16 protein-coding genes and 3 pseudogenes are annotated in these 17,385 nt (G+C 60.1%); 6 read left to right on the plus strand and 13 right to left on the minus strand.

Annotation, left to right across the window (positions count from 1 at the left end; all coding sequences use genetic code 11):
• Position 1 precedes the first annotated feature (1 nt).
• Positions 2-886 (plus strand): formate dehydrogenase subunit beta, encoded by an 885-nt coding sequence (gene fdxH, locus N438_RS02265; protein ID WP_049139267.1) that lies wholly within the window; start codon positions 2-4, stop codon positions 884-886.
• Positions 879-1,535 (plus strand): formate dehydrogenase-N subunit gamma, encoded by a 657-nt coding sequence (gene fdnI / locus N438_RS02270; RefSeq protein ID WP_023322694.1) that lies wholly within the window; start codon positions 879-881, stop codon positions 1,533-1,535. Before fdxH ends, fdnI begins: the two co-directional genes overlap by 8 nt.
• 52 nt (positions 1,536-1,587) lie before the next feature.
• Here the strand turns inward: fdnI and N438_RS02275 are convergent, their stop codons facing one another.
• From N438_RS02275 to N438_RS02290, 4 genes are all read right to left on the minus strand, one after another.
• Positions 1,588-1,914, minus strand: a complete 327-nt coding sequence (locus N438_RS02275; protein WP_023322693.1) for a CcdB family protein — start codon at positions 1,912-1,914, stop codon at positions 1,588-1,590.
• On the minus strand, positions 1,911-2,096 hold the full coding sequence (locus N438_RS02280) for a hypothetical protein (RefSeq protein ID WP_025711567.1): 186 nt from the start codon (positions 2,094-2,096) through the stop codon (positions 1,911-1,913). Before N438_RS02280 ends, N438_RS02275 begins: the two co-directional genes overlap by 4 nt.
• A 178-nt stretch (positions 2,097-2,274) precedes the next feature.
• Positions 2,275-3,093, minus strand: a complete 819-nt coding sequence (gene ppk2, locus N438_RS02285) for a polyphosphate kinase 2 (protein WP_012541603.1) — start codon at positions 3,091-3,093, stop codon at positions 2,275-2,277.
• Positions 3,094-3,179: 86 nt separating this feature from the next.
• Positions 3,180-3,617, minus strand: a complete 438-nt coding sequence (locus tag N438_RS02290) for a VOC family protein (protein ID WP_008804740.1) — start codon at positions 3,615-3,617, stop codon at positions 3,180-3,182.
• Between the two features lie 277 nt (positions 3,618-3,894).
• On the opposite strand from N438_RS02290, the gene araJ reads away from it, so the two are divergent.
• Positions 3,895-5,049 (plus strand): MFS transporter AraJ, encoded by a 1,155-nt coding sequence (araJ, locus tag N438_RS02295; protein ID WP_008804741.1) that lies wholly within the window; start codon positions 3,895-3,897, stop codon positions 5,047-5,049.
• 6 nt (positions 5,050-5,055) lie between these two features.
• Here araJ and N438_RS02300 read toward each other — a convergent pair whose 3' ends face one another.
• The 7 genes from N438_RS02300 to adhP all read right to left on the minus strand — a co-directional run bounded on the left by N438_RS02300 (position 5,056) and on the right by adhP (position 13,346).
• Positions 5,056-6,147, minus strand: a complete 1,092-nt coding sequence (locus N438_RS02300) for an alkylhydroperoxidase domain protein (protein ID WP_023297689.1) — start codon at positions 6,145-6,147, stop codon at positions 5,056-5,058.
• A 9-nt stretch (positions 6,148-6,156) separates the two neighbouring features.
• Positions 6,157-7,143: a putative FMN-dependent luciferase-like monooxygenase gene (locus N438_RS02305; RefSeq protein WP_023297688.1), complete on the minus strand. Its 987-nt coding sequence runs from the start codon at positions 7,141-7,143 to the stop codon at positions 6,157-6,159.
• On the minus strand, positions 7,143-8,759 hold the full coding sequence (locus N438_RS02310) for an ABC transporter ATP-binding protein (RefSeq protein WP_032730463.1): 1,617 nt from the start codon (positions 8,757-8,759) through the stop codon (positions 7,143-7,145). The genes N438_RS02305 and N438_RS02310 overlap by 1 nt, the downstream gene beginning before the upstream one ends.
• A complete protein-coding gene (locus tag N438_RS02315; protein WP_116696048.1) occupies positions 8,756-9,604 on the minus strand; it encodes an ABC transporter permease in 849 nt (282 codons plus the stop codon). The genes N438_RS02310 and N438_RS02315 overlap by 4 nt, the downstream gene beginning before the upstream one ends.
• Positions 9,601-10,545 carry an ABC transporter permease gene (locus N438_RS02320; RefSeq protein ID WP_116696049.1) on the minus strand — a complete coding sequence of 315 codons (945 nt, stop codon included), beginning with the start codon at positions 10,543-10,545 and terminating at the stop codon, positions 9,601-9,603. Before N438_RS02320 ends, N438_RS02315 begins: the two co-directional genes overlap by 4 nt.
• Positions 10,546-10,555: 10 nt before the next feature.
• Positions 10,556-12,178 (minus strand): TIGR04028 family ABC transporter substrate-binding protein, encoded by a 1,623-nt coding sequence (locus tag N438_RS02325; RefSeq protein WP_008804746.1) that lies wholly within the window; start codon positions 12,176-12,178, stop codon positions 10,556-10,558.
• Positions 12,179-12,335: 157 nt separating this feature from the next.
• Positions 12,336-13,346, minus strand: a complete 1,011-nt coding sequence (gene adhP / locus N438_RS02330) for an alcohol dehydrogenase AdhP (RefSeq protein ID WP_002906221.1) — start codon at positions 13,344-13,346, stop codon at positions 12,336-12,338.
• A 253-nt stretch (positions 13,347-13,599) separates the two neighbouring features.
• Between adhP and N438_RS02335 the strand changes: the two genes are divergently transcribed.
• The gene (locus N438_RS02335) at positions 13,600-14,199 is read left to right on the plus strand and encodes an inorganic diphosphatase (protein WP_012968118.1); all 600 of its coding nucleotides are present in this window, start codon (positions 13,600-13,602) and stop codon (positions 14,197-14,199) included.
• A 236-nt stretch (positions 14,200-14,435) separates the two neighbouring features.
• Positions 14,436-14,651: pseudogene (locus tag N438_RS28950) on the plus strand (helix-turn-helix domain-containing protein); the annotation flags it as partial.
• Between the two features lie 267 nt (positions 14,652-14,918).
• Here the strand turns inward: N438_RS28950 and N438_RS28675 are convergent.
• Positions 14,919-15,062: pseudogene (locus N438_RS28675) on the minus strand (hypothetical protein); the annotation flags it as partial.
• On the opposite strand from N438_RS28675, the pseudogene N438_RS28680 reads away from it, so the two are divergent.
• Positions 14,994-15,320 (plus strand): annotated as a pseudogene (locus tag N438_RS28680) (GNAT family N-acetyltransferase); the annotation flags it as partial. The pseudogenes N438_RS28675 and N438_RS28680 sit on opposite strands and share 69 nt — an antisense overlap.
• Positions 15,321-15,356: 36 nt before the next feature.
• Here N438_RS28680 and N438_RS02345 read toward each other — a convergent pair.
• A complete protein-coding gene (locus N438_RS02345) occupies positions 15,357-17,072 on the minus strand; it encodes an ABC-F family ATP-binding cassette domain-containing protein (protein ID WP_116696050.1) in 1,716 nt (571 codons plus the stop codon).
• Positions 17,073-17,385: the final 313 nt, after the last annotated feature.

Here is a 17,385-nt window from a genome sequence, read left to right on the forward strand (position 1 = left end):
AATGGCGATGGAAACACAAGACATTATTAAACGCTCCGCGACCAACCCGATAACTCCCGCGCCACGCGCGCGGGACTATAAGGCCGAAGTCGCCAAGCTTATCGATGTCTCCTCCTGCGTAGGCTGTAAAGCCTGCCAGGTGGCCTGTTCCGAGTGGAATGACATTCGCGATGAAGTGGGGCACTGCGTCGGCGTGTATGACAACCCGGCGGATCTTAGCGCTAAATCCTGGACGGTAATGCGCTTTAGCGAGACCGAACAGAACGGCAAGCTGGAATGGCTTATCCGCAAGGATGGCTGTATGCACTGTGAAGAGCCGGGCTGCCTGAAAGCCTGCCCCTCCGCCGGGGCGATTATTCAGTACGCCAACGGCATCGTCGATTTCCAGCAGGAAAACTGCATTGGTTGCGGCTACTGCATTGCCGGGTGTCCGTTTAATATTCCGCGCCTCAATAAAGAGGATAACCGGGTTTATAAATGCACGCTGTGTGTGGATAGGGTCAGCGTCGGTCAGGAACCGGCCTGCGTGAAAACCTGTCCTACCGGCGCGATCCACTTCGGCACGAAAAAAGAGATGCTGGAAGTGGCGCAGGAGCGGGTGGCTAAGCTTAAAAAACGCGGTTATGCCAACGCCGGGATCTACAACCCGCAGGGCGTAGGCGGCACCCACGTGATGTACGTCCTGCATCATGCCGACCAGCCGGAGCTGTATCACAAGCTGCCGAAGGAACCGCAGATCGATACCAGTATCAGTCTGTGGAAAGGGGCGCTGAAACCGCTGGCGGCGGCGGGCTTTATCGCCACCTTCGCCGGGCTTATCTACCACTACATCGGTATCGGGCCGAACAAGGAAGTTGATGACGACGAGGAGGAGCATGATGAGTAAATCGAAGATGATTGTGCGCACGACGTTTATCGATCGCGCCTGTCACTGGACGGTGGTTATCTGTTTCTTCCTCGTGGCACTGTCGGGAATATCGTTTTTCTTCCCGACGCTGCAGTGGCTAACGGAAACCTTCGGCACCCCGCAGATGGGGCGTATCCTGCACCCGTTCTTTGGGGTGCTGATTTTTGTCGCGCTGATGTTTATGTTTGTGCGTTTTGTCCACCACAATATTCCAGATAAACAGGATATCCCCTGGCTGAAAGGTATCGTGGAGGTGCTGAAAGGCAACGAACATAAGGTCGCGCGCGTCGGTAAATATAACGCCGGGCAGAAGATGATGTTCTGGACCATCATGAGCATGATTTTCGTGCTGCTGGTGACCGGGATGATTATCTGGCGCCCGTACTTTGCAGAATATTTCCCGATTCCAGTTATCCGTTACAGCCTGCTGATACACGCCACTTCGGCAATTATCCTGATCCACGCGATCCTCATCCATATGTATATGGCATTCTGGGTTAAAGGGTCGATTAAAGGCATGATTGAAGGTAAGGTCAGCCGCCGTTGGGCGAAGAAACATCACCCGCGCTGGTATCGCGATGTCGAACGCCTGGAGGCGATGAAAGAGAGTCGCGAAGGGATGAAGTAAGCCTTCACGGCGCAAAACCCGCTCCGGAGATGTCGGAGCGGGTTCCCGACAGTCAGCAGTTCGTGATAAGTGTATCGATTGAATCGATAACGCCCTGGCGCGCATGACTCAGATTGCAGACGAAATCCTGTGGCTGGATCCGTTTATTATTTAAGTTACTGATCATTGGCGTACAAAGTAAAAAGCTGTCAAATTCTATATTTATCCTTGGTACGACATGCTGATGCCAGCGTGGTAACTGTTGTGTTCGCATTAAAGGAATAATGACTCTCGTGGCCAGGTCTGCATAATAATCATTCTGCACGATCATATAATACGGCAGGGTTTTATTTGTCTGAGCAGAACAATTTCGATAAACATTGAATTGTTCAAGCATCATAGTACCCTGAAAAATTCATCATCAGTAAGAGTGCCTCCTTTTGCAATAAATTCATTCATTGCGGCAATGAATTCCTTGTGCTGTCGCTGTTTATCTGCTTCTCGTAAATCCTTACCTGGCTGTGCTGACGCCTTCTGGACGGGTACGTCAGTGGGTCTTTTACGTAGCGTATTACTTTTCATCATCGGCTCCTTGCGGTTGGTTCTGTGATTATTCACTTTACTCACAAAAAAATAAATCCCAGCAGCAATTTTAATATTTATTTTGCGAGGCCGCTTCCAGAGGAAAGTAATAGCCTGAAATATTCATGATTGTGGTAATAAACCCGGCGCTGGTATTAACCAGCGCGGCGGGGAATAATCAGAACTTCTCCGGAATAAAGCGGAAGGGGAAATTGGTTTGTTTCATTTTGCCAATTTTGCGCTTCGGCAGCGTCACATGCTCTACCGGTAAAGCTTCATAGGGGATCTGCGACAGCAGATGGGTGATGATATTCAGGCGTACGCGCTTTTTATCCTCCGAGCGGGCGACGAACCACGGCGCCCAGGCGGTATCGGTGGCGGCGAACATGGCGTCGCGGGCGGCGGTATATTCATCCCAGCGGTTGAAAGACTTAATGTCCATCGGCGAGAGCTTCCAGATTTTACGACCATCGTCGATGCGATCCCGCAGGCGGCGCTCCTGCTCCTGCGGTGAGACCTCCAGCCAGTACTTGAGCAGAATTATGCCCGATTCGACCATGCCGCGCTCCACCATCGGCGCGCCGTCGAGAAACTTTTGCACCTCCTCCGGGGTGCAAAAGCCCATCACCCGTTCGACGCCGGCGCGGTTGTACCAGCTGCGATCGAAAATCACAATCTCGCCAGCCGCCGGAAGGTGCTTGATATAGCGCTGAAAATAGAGCTGGCTTTTCTCACGCTCGGTGGGTGAGGGCAAGGCGACGACCCGGAAGATACGCGGGCTGACGCGCTCGGTGATCGCCTTAATGGTGCCGCCTTTGCCGGCGCCGTCCCGGCCTTCAAAGACGATGCACACCTTCAGCCCTTTATGCACCACCCAGCGCTGCAGTTTCACCAGCTCAACATGGAGTTTGCGCAACGCCTTCTCATACGCTTTATTGTCGAGCGGGGCGGTCTTCACCGCCGCGTCGACCGGATTACCGTTTTTCTTATTACCCATCGCCATGCTCCGTGTTGCCGAGGTATCCCTTTGAAGTGTAATCCTTCGCCGGCGAGGCGGTGGAAAATATTCGTGCAGGGGACGGGCTAGCTGGCGTTCCCCGCCGCAATGACTTCCAGCCCTACCCGCTGCCCCCATGACAGCTCCAGGGTGTTACCGTCCGGGTCGGCAAAGAAGGCGAAGTATCCCACCGGATCGCCCAGCTGTTCCGGTTCCCGCCGCAAAACGCCTTCCCGCCGCGCCTGAGCGACCTTCTCGTCGATCTCCGCCTGGGTGGCGCAGGCGACACCGAGATGGCCGAACGGGCCTAGCGGTGTGTCGGCCGGATCGTCACTCTGTACCAGCACCAGAGCGAAGGGCCGGGTGCGATCGCTGAGCCACGCCACCTTACGCGCCGAGGGCAAGCCGGGCTCGCGCTGGTGAATGACGGTCATCGCGGTATAGCGGGTATAAAAATCAATGCTGCTGGCCAGACAACGGACGGTAAAGGCGACATGGGTAAAACCGACATCAACAGTGTGCATCGATGATTCTCCAGAGGTGAATGATGGGAAGACTTTACAACCTCAAGTTAAGTTGAGATCAATTGGGCGTTTATCGCTTTGAGCCCACTGATTTTAATAGGGGAGGGTCATTGCTAAGCCACGCCGTCGCCGGCTCGATGATGGCCGGCCGCGCGGCGGCGAGCATGAACGAATCAGGCCGTTGTATGGAGGAAACTGCCGTCGGGCGTTTTTAGCTGGTGTGTCGGGGCGGGATGGTCAATAATGCCGGCCGTCTCTCAATACCCCTATAAGATGTATGAAAAAAACGATTTTTTCACTGGCGCTGGGCACCTTCGGACTCGGCATGGCGGAATTTGGCATTATGGGCGTGCTGCCGGATATGGCGCACGATGTCGGGATGTCGATCCCCGCCGCCGGCAATATGATTGCCTGGTATGCCTTCGGTGTGGTGATCGGCGCGCCGATCATGGCGCTGCTCTCCAGCCGGTTTTCGTTGAAATCGGTGATGCTGTTTCTCGCTGCCCTGTGTATTCTCGGCAATACCCTGTTTACCCTCTCCAGTAGCTACGCCATGCTGGCGCTTGGCCGCCTGGTTTCCGGTTTTCCTCACGGGGCGTTCTTTGGCGTCGGCGCGATTATCCTGTCGAAAATCGCGCCGCCGGGGAAGGTGACCGCCGCGGTGGCGGGGATGATCGGCGGGATGACGGTGGCTAACCTGGTGGGGGTCCCCGGCGGCACCTGGCTTGGGCATCACTTCAACTGGCGCTATACCTTTGCCCTTATCGCCGTGTTTAACGTCGCCGTGTTGATGACTATTTTCTGCTGGGTGCCCACCCTCTATGATCGCACCAGCACCCGACTGCGCGAGCAGTTCCGTTTTCTGGCCTCCCCGGCGCCGTGGCTGATTTTTGCCGCCACCATGTTTGGCAATGCCGGCGTGTTTGCCTGGTTCAGCTATATCAAGCCCTTTATGATCAACGTCTCCGGCTTTGCCGAAAGCAGGATGATGCTGATTATGATGCTGGCGGGGCTGGGAATGGTGGTCGGTAATCTGTTCAGCGGCAAAATTTCCGGACGCTTCAGCCCGCTGCGTATTGCGGCCATAACAGACGGGGTCATTGCCGTGACGCTACTGCTGATCTTTGCCTTCGGTGAACATAAAGTCGCTTCGCTGACCCTGGCGTTTATCTGCTGCGCGGGACTATTCGCCCTGTCGGCGCCGCTGCAGATCCTGCTGCTGCAGAACGCCAAAGGCGGCGAGATGCTGGGAGCGGCAGGAGGGCAGATTGCCTTCAACCTCGGCAGCGCCATCGGCGCCTTCTGCGGCGGGATGATGATTGCCCAGGGCTTTGGCTGGAACAGCGTGGCGCTTCCTGCCGCCACGCTGTCGTTTCTGGCGATGAGCGCCTTGCTCATCTATGGCTGTCATCAGCGCCGACAAGCTTGCTAGCGACGCTTACTCACGCCAGGGTTCGCCAAGGGTCAGCATCAGCCGGTTGGCCCAGGCGAAAAAGGCCGCCGACTGCAGCAGATCCAGCTGGGCCAGGGTATCTAAACCCTGCTCATCAAGCGCCGCCAGATGGCGGGCATTCAGCCCGGGCGGCGTCACCGACAGCGCAGCGGCGGCGTCGATTTCCGCCTGCCAGCGCGGCGACTGGCCGTCACTCAAATTCTCCCCCGGCGTCACCGCCAGCAGCGTGTCGACAGCGGTCTCGTCCTTCGCCAGTTGCGCCGCTTTACGGGCATGCACCGAGGCGCAGTAGATACAGCCGTTGATTTTGCTGGTCACCGTGGCGGCCAGCTCGCGTTCGGCGCGCGGCAATCCCCCGGGGGTATAGAAAATGCCTTTATCGGTCAGGGTCCGCTGCTCCAGCACCGGCTGATTGCGCGCCAGCAGGCGAAAGTAGGGGGAGTCGCTATGGCCATATTTGGCCAGAATCGCCTGTTCTTCAGCGCTGAATTCCGCCAGCGGTTTATCGGCCAGCCAGGGTTCCCAGTGCAGCTCGTCGCGGGTGAAGCGAACCGGGGCCGCTTTGCCGCTCTGGGTGTGCGGTGTGGTATGCCAGTATCCGGCGACCAGCGGCGTATCGGCGCTGACAATGGGCTTATGGTTCAGCGCCCGCAGGCCCAGCAGCAGTCGGCTCTGGAAGCTGACAAAGGCCACCAGTTGCGCCAGAGTGACGATGCCCCGCAGGCTCCAGCCCGCGCCGGTTAAGGTGTGCAGCGCGCCGGGGGTAGCTTCGACGGGGGTGAAGGTGAGCAGGCGGGCAAAGGCCAGCGCCGGGACCAGACGATCGGTGGTTGGATCGGCGAGCCCGAAACCGGCATAGTGCGCCGCCAGCGCGTCCGCCTGGTGCAGTTTCGCCACCTTCGCGGCCACCGCGAAGCGTTCATCAAGAGGAAAGTCAGCGTCCTGCTGGCTGAACAGCACTTCATAACTTCCCTGGGCGTGACGGGTGGCGGCATCGCGTACGGCGCGCGCCTGGTCGAGCGGGGAACCGGGGGCAATCTCCGCCAGTTCGGCCAGAATATCCTGACTCAGCGTCATGGTGACTCCTTATCTGATGTGGGGGGCAATATGCTGAGCGATCAGCTCAATGGAACGCAGCGTATCCCGGTGCGAAGGCTCCACCGAGTGCACCTGAAACGAAATATCGGTGGCGCGGGCCAGCACGCTGTCCTGCGCCAGGGAGGCAATAACATGCTCAGGATCGCCAACGTGGGCATCCAGTTGTTGCAGATAGTCGGTGACACTGTCACCTTCTATCGTATGACCCGCCGCCCGGTGCTGTGTCGCCTGCTTGCGCAGACCGGGCTCGGCGACCTGCAGGGCGTGGGCGTGACTGTCGGCGACGAAGGCGGTGCGCGAGGCGAGGATCCGCGGTGCAACGCCGTCCGGCAGCGCCGCCAGGTAGGCGTCGATGATCGGGTTCTGAATGGCGTCCAGCGGCAGACGTGGCTCGCCGGGGGGCCTTGGCTGGGTGCGCGACAGCATCAGCCCGTGTCCCGCCTGACCGGCGCGGATGGCGCCCTCCGCCGAGAAGGTGGCGATCCAGATACGCTCCGCCAACTGCGGTGCGGGCGGATAGAGACGGTTGTCCGGGTGGCTCAGCGTGTCGCCGCGCCAGGCGCTATGGATCAGGTGCAGATGGTCGGCAAACACCGACCCGCGCTGCTCGCTGGTCAGGCCGAAGGGCAGAAATGACGTTGGCGTGCCGCCGGAACCAAACCCCACCTCCAGACGTCCGTCGGTGAGTAAATCCAGTACCGCCGCGTCTTCGGCGACGCGCAGCGGATTTTCCATCGGCAGAGTGATAATCGCCGTGCCGAGACGGATCCGGTCGGTCTGTGCCGCCACGTGGGCGAGAAACACCAGCGGCGATGGCAGGCCGCCTTCCTGTTCATGAAAATGGTGCTGGGCAATCCATGCGCTGTCGAAGCCCAAACGCTCCGCGTGGCGGATCTGTTCGGCCGCCAGCCGGTAGCGCGTTTGCGCGGAGCCCTGATCGAGCAGACGGGTAAAAAAGCCGAGGCGTTTAGGCATTATGCGTTCTCCGTGTGGGCCTGTGCTAAGCGGGGTGAAACCTGGGGAATGGCGGCGATCAGTTCGCGAGTGTAGGCCTGCTGCGGAGTGGCGAACAGGCGGTCAACGTCGCCATGCTCCACCACCTGGCCGGCGCGCAGTACCGTGACGCTGTCGGCAATCCGCCTGACCGTCGCCAGATCGTGGGTAATGAACAGGTAGCTCAGACCCAGCTGCTGCTGTAACTGCTGCAGCAGGGCGAGGATCTGCGCCTGAACGGTGACGTCGAGCGCCGAGGTCGCTTCGTCAAGGACCAGTATCGCCGGCTCGAGGATCAGCGCCCGGGCAATCGCCACCCGCTGCCGCTGGCCGCCGGAGAGCTCCCGCGGCGTACGCGACAGCAGCTCCGGGGCCAGCGCCACCCGCGCGGCGACGGTCTCCACGCGCAGGCGACGCGCCGACGCGCTGAGGCGCTCAAAGTTCTTTAACGGCTCTTCGATAATCGCAAACAGCGTCTGGCGCGGGTCGAGCGAGGCGAAGGGGTTCTGGTAGACAAACTGGATTTTCCGCCGCAGCTGACGCTGCGCCTCGCGGCTGAGATGCCCGGCGTCGATACCGTCGATGGTCACCTGTCCGGCATCGGCGCGCTCAAAGCCCAGCAGGATCCGCGCCAGGGTAGTTTTCCCGGAGCCGGATTCGCCCACCAGCGCATGGGTGGTGCCGCGTCTGACCTCAAAACTGACGCTGTCGAGCGCCTGCAGCGCCTGTTTGCCCAGCGAGAAACGTTTGCTGATCCCCTCCACGCGAATGGCCGGCGTGGCCAGCAGTCGGTGACGAGCCGCCGTCAGCCCCAACGGCGCATCCTGCAGGTCGTGGAGCAGCTGGCGGGTGTAAGGGTGTTGCGGACGCTGGACAATCGTCTCGGTGGCGCCCTGTTCCTGAATCTCTCCCTGACGAAACACCATGATCCGGTCGGCGCGTTCGGCGGCCAGCGCCAGATCGTGGGTGACAAACAGCACGGCGGTACCCGACTCGCGACGCAGGATATCGAGCAGGTCGAGAATGCGCTTCTGCACCGTGACGTCGAGAGCGCTGGTGGGCTCGTCGGCAATAATCAGATCCGGCTGCAGGGCAATGGCGATGGCGATCAGCACCCGCTGTTTCATCCCACCAGACAGCTGATGCGGATACTGGTCAAAACGCTGTTCCGGGTGGCTGAGACCGACTTTAGTGAGCAGGTTAAGGACCTGCTGTCGGCGCTCAGCGGCGGAGAGGGACTGATGCAGCCGCAGGATCTCTTCCACCTGCTGGCCAATGGTTTTTACCGGATTGAGCGAATTACCGGGATCCTGCGGGACCAGGCTGATGCTCACTCCGCGCAGGCGGTTAAGGCGTTTTGCCGACCAGTCGCTAATCACTTCGCCATTGAGGACAATCCGCCCGGCATCCCGGCGGGCATTATCCGCCAGCAGGCCGATAATGGCCTGCGCGGTGGTGGTTTTCCCCGAGCCGGATTCTCCGACGAAGGCCAGCATTTCGCCACGCTGGATGGAAAAACTCACATTGTGCACCACCTCGCGCCATTCGCCCCGCGAGCGGTAGCTGATGCGCAGATCTTCAACGGACAGAACGTTCATGGGCGTACTCCACTCCACTGGCGGCTAAGACGATTGGCGGCAAGGACCACGGCGACCACGGCGAGGCCGGGGAAGGTGGTCAGCCACCAGGCGGTCGACAGGTAGTTGCGACCTTCGGCGATCAATAATCCCCACTCCGGGACCGGCGGCGGGGTGCCGTAGCCGAGGAAGCTGAGGGTGGCCAGGGCCAACATCGCCTGTCCGAACTGCAGCGTCGCGAAAGCAAGCACCGCAGTGAGCGAGTTGGGCAGAATATGGTGCCAGAAGACGGCGAAAAAGGTGCCGCCGCTGCCCCGGGCCGCCTCGACGTAATCGCTGTGGCGCACGCGCACGACCTCCGCCCGCGCCAGGCGCGCGAAGCTGGCGATAGCCGCCACGCCAACCGCCACCGCCGCATTCACCGTGCCGAAACCGAGCAGAATAATTACCGTGAGCTGCAGCAGCAGGGAGGGGATGGCCAGCAGGACATCGACCAGGCGCATGATCGTGGATTCAACACGTCCGGTCAGCGCCCCGGCGAGCGTACCAAGGGCGGTACCTACCACCAGGCCGATGGCGACGGCGATCAGCGCCGCCGACAGGGAATGTACCGCGCCGTAAACCACCCGCGTCCACAGGTCGCGCCCCAGCTGGTCGGTACCCAGCCAGTAGTGCGCTTGCGGCGCCAGGCGCTGAGCGCCGGGGATCCCTTCCAGCGGGTTAGCGGAGGTAAACCACTGCGGGGCGAGGGCCATTAACAGCGCAGTGATCATCACCGCCCACGCCAGCCACAAGCCAGGCTGCAGACGCACCCTGCGCCATTCCGGGCGGCGGCGAACCGCGATGGCATAATCGACCAGGCTCATTTCGCACCTCCGGTCTGTAAATGGAGTCGGGGATCCAGTCGCGGCATGACCAGGTCGACAAGCAGGTTTATCAGGACGAAACCGAGGGCGGAGATCATCACCACTGCCTGCAGCACGGCGATATCCTGGTTATTGACCGCCTGCTGGGTCAGCTGGCCGAGGCCGCTGCGGCCGAAGACGGTCTCGGTGATCAGCGCCCCGGCAATCAGCTCACTCAGCAGCAGCCCGGCAATATTCAGCGCCGGCAGCAGGGCATTACCCATCACATGGTGCCAGAGGACGCCGGTCTCGCTCATTCCCTTGGCGCGGGCGACCGCGACGAAGGGCTGAACCGCCACCTGATCCATGCTGCGCATCAGGATCTGCGCCAGCGGGGCCGAAATGGGCAGCGCGACGGCGATAACCGGTAAAATCAGCCCTTCCAGTGGCCCAGGGTTGATCACCGGGATCCAGCGCAGCTGAAACGAGAAGAGCTGGATCAGGGCGATACCCAGCCAAAAAGTCGGCAGAGAGATAAACAGCACCGGCAGCGACTGCAGAAGGTTACTCAGCCAGCGCAGCCCCGGCAGACGCGAGGCGAAGGCGAGGGCGAACGCCAGCGCCACGGCCAGCAGAAAGGCCGGCAGCGCGAGGCTTAAGGTATCCGGCAGGTTGCTGGCAATCAGACTACTGACCGCCAGCCCCGCCTGCAGAGAATAGCCGAAGTCGCCGTGCAGCATCGCCAGCAGTGTGTGCAGGTACTGGCGCCACAGCGGGCTATCGGCGCCGTAGGCCAGTCGCATGTCGGCGATTTGCGCCGGGCTCAGGCCAAGATCCGGATTCTGAAACTTGATCAGCACCGCATCTCCCGGCAGCACCTGCAGCAGGAAAAAAGTGAGGGTAAATGCCGCCCACAGGACCAGCAGCCCCTGGCCGAACCGTCGCAGAAGATAAGCGCTCATACCCGGCCTCTTAGTGCTTGTCCAGCCACGCGCCGTAGAACGACGGACGACCGACGGCCTCGAAGCTGACGCCTTTGACCCACGGCGCGCCGGCGAACACCTGCGGCTCTTCGAAAATGGGGATCACATAGGCGTTATCGATCAGATAGCGCTGGGCGTCACCGGTTAACTGCAAGCGCTGCTGCGGCTCTACCGCCGCGGAGATGCCGGTCAGCAGGTCATTCAGCTTATCATCGCGGAAGTGCTGCACTTTATCGCTGGAGCCGCCTTTCTGCAGCAGCGCATCGCGGTTGTTGGGGAAGAACATACTTTTCACCACATCCGGGTCGGCGCGGCCCACTTCTGAGACGGTGAGCGGGGTTTTCTGCGGGTCAAGATTGTCCAGCGTACGGCTACCGGCATCCCCGGCTTTGACGGTCAACGCCACACCTACCTGGCGCCACTGCTGGGCGATCAGCTGCAGCACTTCCTTATTCTGCGGCTGCGGGAGCGACTCATAGACCGTCAGCGCCAGCCGTTGGCCGTCTTTACTGCGAATACCGTCGGCGTCGGGCTTCCAGCCGGCGTCGTCCAGCAACTGTCGGGCTTTGGCCTGGTCGAAGGTCAGTTTATCGCTCAGATTGACATAGCCGGCGGCGGAGCTGGCCAGTACGGAGGTCGCTTGCGGGTAGTTAGCGGAGAACAGCGTCTCCACCACCTGTTTGGCGTTGGTGGCATGAAGCAGGGCCTGGCGCACCCGCAGATCGGCGACCAGCGAGTTATCCGGGCGGAAGCTCAGGCTGTCGTTGACCCCGCGGGTAGGGGCGGCGTAGACCTTAAATCCCTGATCGGTCGCCTGCTTTTCATCGTAGGCCTGCACCTGGCGAATAAAGCCCGCCTGACCCGCCAGCAGCGCGCCGATGCGCACACTGTCTTCCGGGGTCACAATATAGGTGATGCCATCGAGGTTAGCGGGCCCCTGCTGGGCACTGTTTTTCGGCCCCCATTGATAGTCCTTGCGCGCCACCAGCGTCAGCTCGCGGCCTGGCTTTTCATCCTGCACCACAAAGGGCCCGGAGCCGATAATATGCCGGGCATCGCCCAGCTCTTCAAAATTGCGCTGCAGGGTGCTGAGTGATACCAGACCGGAGCCGATGGTGGCGGTTCCCTGCAGGAAGCCCGGCGACGGTTTGTTGAAGTAAAATTTCACCGTCAGCGGGTCGATCACTTCGCTGCGCTGGTAGTTATTGATGACCTCCGAGACGGGCAGGCGATGGGCTTTATCTCCCAGACCATAGGTGTCGAAGTTTTTAGCCACGGCGGCGGCGTCAAGCGGCGTGCCGTCCGAGAAGGTGACCCCTTTGCGCAGGTGGAAAGTGTACTCGGTTTTATCGGCATTGCTGGTCCAGCTCTCGGCAATCCACGGCTCAATCTCCAGCGTTTTCGGGTTCTGCCAGGTGAGCTTGTCGGTTATCTGATTGAGAATACCGCCATTCGGATAAAAGCCGCCGGCGGGCGGATAGAGATTGGTGTGCGGTTGCTGCTCCAGATAAATTAAGGTGCCGCCTTTAACCGGCGTGTCGGCGGCCCAGACGGAAAAGGCGCCGGAGAGAAACAGGGCGGCCAGCGCGGGCAGGCGAAAATGACGATGCATGGTGAATTCCTTTGTTATCTATTGTGTTGCCATCATCGGGCGCGGCTAAAAACAAAGGAACCAAGGAATTGCGCTAAGCATTTGCGGAAATTGGATTTACTTCGCGAGTGGGAAGCGTGGGGCAAGCGCCTCTCCCGGGCGGGAGAGGCGTTGGTGATTAGCTGCGCAGATCGATAACCATACGGCCGCGGATCTGACCCTGCTCCATCTCTTTAAAGATGGCGTTGATATCTTCCAGCGGGCGCAGGGTGACTTTCGGCACCACTTTGCCTTCGGCGGCAAACTGGAAGGCTTCCACCAGATCCTGACGGGTACCGACCAGCGAACCGACCACCTCGATGCCGTCGAGCACCAGACGTGGAATATCGAGGCTCATCGCCTCCGGTGGCAGGCCCACCGCGACCACGCGGCCACCGGCACGAACGGCATCTACCGCCGAGTTAAAGGCCGCTTTGGCCACCGCGGTCACTACGGCAGCATGCGCGCCGCCGGTTTTTTCCTGAATCACTTTCGCCGCATCTTCATTACGGGAGTTGATGGTCAGATCGGCGCCCATCGAGGCCGCCAGCTCCAACTGCCCGTCGTTGACGTCAATAGCGATCACTTTGGCGTTAAAGACATTCTTCGCATACTGCAGCGCCAGGTTGCCCAGTCCGCCGAGACCGTAGATAGCGATCCACTGACCCGGTTTGATGTGAGAGACCTTGACCGCTTTGTAGGTAGTGACGCCCGCGCAGGTGATACTGCTGGCGGCGGCGGAGTCGAGGCCGTCCGGGACTTTTACCGCGTAGTTGGCGGTGACGATGCACTCTTCCGCCATGCCGCCGTCGACGGTATAGCCGGCGTTTTTCACCGAGCGGCACAGCGTCTCATTGCCGCTGTTACAGTAATCGCAGTGGCCGCAGCCTTCGAAGAACCACGCTACGCTGGCGCGATCGCCTGGCTTCAGGGAGGTGACGCCCGGTCCGACTTTTTGCACCACCCCGATCCCTTCATGGCCGAGAATGACGCCGGTTTTATCGCCAAAATCGCCGTTTTTCACGTGCAGGTCCGTATGACACACGCCGCAGCATTCCATTTTCAACAACGCTTCACCGTATTCCAGCGGGCGCAGCGTTTTTTCCGTGACGTTAACCTGATGGTCGTGGGTAACAACAGCAGCCTTCATGCCTGTCTCCTTGTGAGGGGATTGTTTAATTTTATTAATGCAATAGTACCCAATAAGGATTAGACGCGATGGAGAAAAATACAAGGCGCTTTAGTACAGGATGTGGTTTTTTGCTACAGCGGTAGCACAAAATTCAGGCAATACCTCTAATTTTGGTAGGTAATAATAGCGTCACTGAATGGTCATGTTTTCTTCATCACCCAACTCTATCGTTTTGCGCATCAATTTCTTATAACAACAGAGTGATACAACAATGCATCTGGTAAAAACCATCCTCACTGCCGGTCTGTTTCTGTCCGCCGCCGCGCAGGCGCAGAACGTACTGGAATTCCCCCAGCCGGAAAACAACCCGGAAGAATTTTACGCCGTCACCGAGATCCCGGCAGGGGGCATCATTAAGTATGAAACCGACGCCAAAACGGGGTTTATCATCGCCGACCGCTTTCAGTCGATGCCGGTGGCTTACCCGGCGAACTACGGCTCGCTGACCCAGTCGCTGGCCGGAGATGGCGACCCGCTGGACGTGGTGTTTTACACTCGCGCGCCGATGGCGCCGGGTACACTGATTAAGCTGCGGCCGATCGGTGTCCTTAAGATGATAGACGGCGGTGAGAAAGACGACAAAATCATCGCCGTGCCGGCCAGTAAAATTGACCCAACCTATGACGACATCAAGACCATCACCGATCTGCCGAAAATCGAGCAGCAGCGGCTGGAGGCCTTCTTCCGGGTCTATAAAGAACTGCCGGAGGGGCGTAAAAAGGTTGAGCTGGCCGGTTTTAACGATGCCGCCGCTGCGAAGCAGGAGATCAAATCGGCCTGGGAAGCCTGGAAAGCGAAGAACCCGCAATAATATTCATCGCGGGCGCTGTCCGGCGCCCGCGGCATTCGCTTTCATGATCCCTATGCCGGCGAAATCACAGGTCACACGGCAACGCTTATCTCACCCTATTGCATCTTGACGCAGGATGAAGTTGATGGTTGTATTGTACAACCATTTCATTTTCTGGACCCGCTGCCATGCCTGACACCCCCTTAATCCAACAGATTCGTACCGCCTCGCGGTTAATGGTGCGCGAGCTGGGCTTTATGAGCACCACGCTGGCCGCCACCCATTATTCACCTTCGGCGGTGCACACCCTGCTTGAGGTATCGATGAGGGGGGAGATGACGGCCGCGCAGCTGGTCACGTTGCTGGGACTGGAAAAATCAAGCGTCAGCCGGATGGTCTCTCGTCTGCTGGCGGCCGGTGAGCTGGAGGAGCGTCCTTGCGCGGAGGATGCGCGCGCGAAATCACTCGCCCTGACGGCAAAGGGGCACGATACGGTGGCGAAAATTAACGCCTGGGGTACCCGTCAGGTGGTGGAGGCGTTAGACCATCTGGATGAGACGCAGCAGCACACTGTCGCCACTGGACTGGCGGCCTATGCCCGGGCGCTGGCGCAGTGTCGGGATAGCGCGCTCGCGGATACGGTTCCGCAAATTTCGCTGATGACCGGCTACCAGCCGGGGATGATCGGCCGGATAGCCCAGATGCACGGGGAGTATTACGCCCGTCATCATGATTTTGGCGCTTTTTTTGAAGGCAAGGTCGCCAGCGGCGTAGCGGAATTTGCCACCCGGCTTTCCTCCCCGGCCAACCAGATCTGGCTGGCGATCCGCGAAGGCAAAATCGTCGGCTCGCTGGCTATCGATGGCGAGGACCTCGGCCAGCAGGAGGCGCATTTGCGCTGGTTTATTCTCGATGACACCTGCCGGGGAACCGGCATTGGCAGGCGGCTCATCAGCGAGGCGATGGCTTTCTGCGATAGTCGCCAGTTTAGCGCGGTGCAGCTGTGGACCTTTAAAGGGCTGGACGCGGCCCGCAAACTGTATGAATCCTTTGGCTTCACGTTAACCCGCGAATGGCAGGGAGAGCAGTGGGGAAAGGTAATGACCGAGCAGCAATTTACCCGGTCCGGAAACACCGGCTAAGGGCGTGACGCCTTAGCCGGTGGGGGAACCTGGAGATTACGCCAACTGGTTAAGCAGGCGGTTAATCTCCTCTCGCCACTGCGCCTGAAGTGATGGCTTTTGATGTTTTGGCTTGCGGGCCATATCGTCAGCCAGCCATTGCTCCAGGTCAATCAGCCGCGCCAGCAGCGCCTCCTCATCATCGTCAGCCCCGGCGGGCGTACTCTGCAAAGCGAGTCGACTGTCCGGGGCGGGCGCCACGGCCTGCAGACGGGCATAGACCTCCTCCAGGCTGTGCCATTCCGTTAACCCGGCGTTGTCGATCAGCCAGAAGCGGTTACAGCTTTCGCTAATCAGCTGGCGGTCATGACTGACCAGCAGCACGCCGCCGGGGTAATCGCGCAGCGTCTGCGCCAGCGCCGCTTTACCCTCCATATCAAGATGGTTGGTGGGTTCATCCAGCAGCAGCAGACTGTAGCGCGCCAGCGAGAGGCCAACAAACAGTAGCCGCGACCGCTCGCCGCCGCTGAGGGTGCTGACCTTCTGGCTATGTCTCGCCCAGCCAAACCCGGCGGCGATCAGCGCCCGTTTACGGGTGTCGGCCGACGGGGCGAACGGCGTCAGCGCGTCGAGCAGGCTGGCATCGTCCGGTAACTGCTCCAGCGTCTGGTCATAGTAGCCGGGGTGCAGCCGGGGATGCAGGCGCAGCCCCGGGAGTGGCGATGCGTCGTTCATCTGCTGCCACAGCAGGCGCAGCAGGGACGATTTACCGCCGCCGTTGCGCCCCATGATGGCCACGCGATCGCCGCTGCGCAGGCGCGCCACGCCGGTGGTGAAGAGGGATGGCAGGCCCGGCGCGGGCGCGACGGGCAGGGTGTCCATCTCCAGCAGGCGGTCAGCCGGCAGGGCGTCCCCCTGCAATGACAGACGCCACTGCGGGCCGACGCTGAGCTCGGTTTGCTCGTCTTTCAGGCGGGCGACCTGCTTCTCCATCTGTTTGGCTTTGCGGGCGAGGTCTTCGTTGTCATAGACGCGACCCCAGGTGGCCAACCGCCGGGCGCTGGCGCTGACCCGGTCGATCTCCTTTTGCTCGGCCTTATGGCGCAGCGCGGCGCTTTCATCCTGCTCCTGCAGTGCCTGACGGGCAGCGCTGCAGGGCAAGGCGAAGCTGTGCAGCGTCTGGTCGCGGAGGATCCAGCTGGCATTAGTTACAGCATCCAGTAAGGTGTTGTCGTGTGACACCAGCACGAAGCTCCCCTGCCAGGTTTGCAGGAAGCTTTCCAGCCACAGCAGGGTCGGCAGATCGAGGTGGTTGCCGGGCTCATCCAACAGCAGCAGGTCAGGCTGGCGGATCAGCGCCCGGGCCAGCAGCAGGCGCGTGTGCTGGCCGCCGCTCAGGGTAGTGGTTTGCTGCTCCATCACCGCCGGGGTAAAGCCCATCTGCGCCAGCAGGCGTTCGGCCAGCCAGCGCTGCGCTTCCCGTACATCAGCGGGTAACGGGGCCAGTACTGCCTGCAACAGCGACTGCGAACGCAGCGCCTCCGGCAGATGCTGTTCAACGCGGGCCATCAGACACTGACCGGCGAGTGAGACGCTGCCCGAAGTGGGCGTGAGGGAGCCGTCCAGCACCTGCAACAGGGTGCTTTTGCCGCAACCGTTATGGCCGATGAGACCGATACGGTCGCCTTTCTTCAGGGTGAAGGAGAGGGTGTTAAACAGCGGCCCAAAGGCAGTCTCCACGTGGAGCGCATGGGCAGTTAGTAATGTACTCATAGTCAACTTACTCAAGAGTTACAGGCATGCAAATGCCTCGTCAAAACTCGCTGACGATAACCCGGTAAGCCGGAGAGAAGGGATTGCGTGAAGTGTCTTCGCTCAAGCCATAGTTATCGCAGCACGATACCGATAACGCTTGAGCTGGCGCAATTGCCTAATGCATGTGAAACAATAAACATTTCACAATACAGCATGGGGGGCCTCCTTTTTTATTCAGTCAGTGGATGGGTGGTGGCAGTGTAGTGGGGAAAAGCAAGCGACGCCAGTGACAAAACTGGCAGGGGGCCCCGCCAGCTTTCACCTGCGCCGT

Source organism: Klebsiella sp. GL120222-02 (assembly GCF_003097195.1).
GTDB lineage: Bacteria > Pseudomonadota > Gammaproteobacteria > Enterobacterales > Enterobacteriaceae > Klebsiella > Klebsiella variicola.

Coding starts and splice junctions, on each gene's coding strand:
- fdxH (WP_049139267.1), top strand. CDS start 2: ATGGCGATGGAAACACAAGACATTATTAAACGCTCCGCGACCAACCCG.
- fdnI (WP_023322694.1), top strand. CDS start 879: ATGAGTAAATCGAAGATGATTGTGCGCACGACGTTTATCGATCGCGCC.
- N438_RS02275 (WP_023322693.1), bottom strand. CDS start 1,914: ATGATGCTTGAACAATTCAATGTTTATCGAAATTGTTCTGCTCAGACA.
- N438_RS02280 (WP_025711567.1), bottom strand. CDS start 2,096: ATGAAAAGTAATACGCTACGTAAAAGACCCACTGACGTACCCGTCCAG.
- ppk2 (WP_012541603.1), bottom strand. CDS start 3,093: ATGGGTAATAAGAAAAACGGTAATCCGGTCGACGCGGCGGTGAAGACC.
- N438_RS02290 (WP_008804740.1), bottom strand. CDS start 3,617: ATGCACACTGTTGATGTCGGTTTTACCCATGTCGCCTTTACCGTCCGT.
- araJ (WP_008804741.1), top strand. CDS start 3,895: ATGAAAAAAACGATTTTTTCACTGGCGCTGGGCACCTTCGGACTCGGC.
- N438_RS02300 (WP_023297689.1), bottom strand. CDS start 6,147: ATGACGCTGAGTCAGGATATTCTGGCCGAACTGGCGGAGATTGCCCCC.
- N438_RS02305 (WP_023297688.1), bottom strand. CDS start 7,143: ATGCCTAAACGCCTCGGCTTTTTTACCCGTCTGCTCGATCAGGGCTCC.
- N438_RS02310 (WP_032730463.1), bottom strand. CDS start 8,759: ATGAACGTTCTGTCCGTTGAAGATCTGCGCATCAGCTACCGCTCGCGG.
- N438_RS02315 (WP_116696048.1), bottom strand. CDS start 9,604: ATGAGCCTGGTCGATTATGCCATCGCGGTTCGCCGCCGCCCGGAATGG.
- N438_RS02320 (WP_116696049.1), bottom strand. CDS start 10,545: ATGAGCGCTTATCTTCTGCGACGGTTCGGCCAGGGGCTGCTGGTCCTG.
- N438_RS02325 (WP_008804746.1), bottom strand. CDS start 12,178: ATGCATCGTCATTTTCGCCTGCCCGCGCTGGCCGCCCTGTTTCTCTCC.
- adhP (WP_002906221.1), bottom strand. CDS start 13,346: ATGAAGGCTGCTGTTGTTACCCACGACCATCAGGTTAACGTCACGGAA.
- N438_RS02335 (WP_012968118.1), top strand. CDS start 13,600: ATGCATCTGGTAAAAACCATCCTCACTGCCGGTCTGTTTCTGTCCGCC.
- N438_RS02345 (WP_116696050.1), bottom strand. CDS start 17,072: ATGAGTACATTACTAACTGCCCATGCGCTCCACGTGGAGACTGCCTTT.